Below are 1,593 nucleotides of genomic sequence, written 5' to 3'. Positions count from 1 at the left end.
CCCCGGCCGGGACGCCCGGCCCCGACGGCGGCCCGGCGGTCGTCCCCGGCGAGGCCCTGCCCGCCCGCACCCCGTACTTCTGCTCCGGCTGCCCGCACAACGTCTCGACCAAGGCGCCCGCGGACGTCCTCGTCGGCGTCGGCATCGGCTGCCACACGATGGTCGCGCTCGACGACGACCGGCGCGGGACGCTGCTGGGCATGCCGCAGATGGGCGGCGAGGGCGCCCAGTGGATCGGCCTGTCGCCGTTCACCGACGACGAGCACGTCGTCCAGAACATGGGTGACGGCACGTTCCACCACTCCGGCTCCCTGGCGATCCGCGCGGCGGTCGCGGCCGGCGTGAACGTCACCTACAAGCTGCTGTACAACGACGCCGTCGCGATGACCGGCGGCCAGCACCCGGAGGGCCAGCTGGCGATCCCGGCGCTGACGCGGTGGCTCGCGCTCGAGGGCGTCGCCCGCGTCGTCGTGACGACGCCCGAGCCCGGCGACTACCACCGCGTATCGCTCGACCCGTCCGCGACCGTCCGCCACCGCGACGACCTCCAGGACGTCCAGGCCGAGCTCGCCGCCGTCCCGGGCGTGACCGTGCTGATCCACGACGACCGCTGCGCGACCGAGGAGCGCCGCCTGCGCCGGCGAGGGGAGCTGCCGACCCCGCCCGAGCGGATCGCGATCAACGAGCGCGTCTGCGAGGGCTGCGGCGACTGCGGCGAGGCCTCGACCTGCCTCTCGGTCCAGCCGGTCGAGACGGTGTTCGGCCGCAAGACGCAGATCCACCAGAGCTCCTGCACCCAGGACCGGTCGTGCCTGCAGGGCGACTGCCCCTCGTTCCTGACGGTGATCCCCGCGAAGGGCGCCGTCCGGGCGCTCGCGCACCCCGGGACCGACGGACCCCCGCCGGTGGCGCTGCCCGACCCCGTCCGCCGGGTGTCCGTCGACGTCCTGATCCGGATGCCGGGCGTCGGCGGCACCGGGGTGGTCACCGTGTCCCAGGTCCTCCAGATGGCCGCGCACCTCGACGGCCTGCACGCCGCGGGGCTCGAGCAGATCGGGCTCGCCCAGAAGGGCGGCCCGGTGCTCTCCGACGTCCGGATCGGCCCGGCCCCGATCGACGGCCAGCTGCGCGCGACCGCGGCGTCGGCCGACCTGCTGCTCGGCCTCGACCTGCTCGGCGCCGCCGCGGACGCGACGCTGCGCGTCTGCGACCCGGAGCGCACGGTCGCCGTGACCAGCGTCTCGCGCGTCCCGACCGCCGGGATGGTCACCGACCCCGCCGTCCGCACGCCGTCGCCGCGGCTCTCGCTCGGCCGGATCGACGCGGCGACCCGCGCGGAGGACGGCCTGCGGATCGACGCCCAGGGCCTCGCCGAGGCGCTCTTCCGCGACCACATGCCCGCGAACCTCCTGCTGCTCGGCGCCGCGTTCCAGCACGGCTGCGTCCCGGTCTCGGCCGACGCGATCGAGCGGGCCATCGAGCTCAACGGGGCCGCGGTAGGAGCACCCTCACACCATGGACGACACCTTTCCCGACCTCGGCAGCCTCCCGGACGAGGAGCTCAAGGCGATCATCGACCGCCTCACGGCCGAG

General features: G+C 75.3%; 1 protein-coding gene. It reads left to right on the top strand.

Annotated features, from left to right (window positions below; genetic code table 11):
• The coding region (locus AB0L40_RS27805; RefSeq protein WP_364362047.1) for a 2-oxoacid:acceptor oxidoreductase family protein at window positions 1–1,593 on the top strand (1,593 nt) is incomplete at both ends.

The organism is Patulibacter sp. NPDC049589, assembly GCF_040675535.1.
Taxonomy (GTDB): Bacteria; Actinomycetota; Thermoleophilia; order Solirubrobacterales; family Solirubrobacteraceae; genus Patulibacter.
Note: the sequence above shows the minus strand (reverse complement) of the source record. Positions and strands in the feature narration are given on the sequence as shown.